Here is a 420-nt window from a genome sequence, read left to right as displayed (position 1 = left end):
GTACCGGTCTCGCACAGCGCCATGATCTTCAGCATCGGATATCCGTCCGTGCCATAGCGGTGCTTGTGCTTACCCAGCCAGGCGCAGACTCGCGGCCGGTCAGGCGCCTTGGTGGAACTGCAGCCGTCGAATGCGACCGTCCGCCAGCATCGGTAGCGCACCCCGGGTGTGATCGGCTGTGCCACGGGGCCGGCCAGCGTTTCGAACAGCGACTGGAACGGCGCGACGCCCAGCCGTCGGCGGACTTCCCGCAGCGCCTTCTCCGAAGGGCTCTGTGAGAGAAGCCCGTGCAGCCCAGAGGTGAGCTTGTCCCACACACGCACGTATCCCAGCTGCGGGAAGAGCACCAGGGCCAGCACGAAGTACACCCCCACTCTCGACGGCAGCAGAACGCAGTCTCCGCTGTGTGCCGCCGGTTCG

At 66.7% G+C, this 420-nt stretch carries 1 pseudogene; it reads right to left on the bottom strand.

Annotated elements, in window-relative coordinates:
- A pseudogene (locus G3I56_RS42900) lies at positions 1–420 on the bottom strand (transposase domain-containing protein); the annotation flags it as partial.

The organism is Streptomyces sp. SID12488 (assembly GCF_010548275.1).
Taxonomy (GTDB): Bacteria; Actinomycetota; Actinomycetes; order Streptomycetales; family Streptomycetaceae; genus Streptomyces.
Note: the sequence above shows the minus strand (reverse complement) of the source record. Positions and strands in the feature narration are given on the sequence as shown.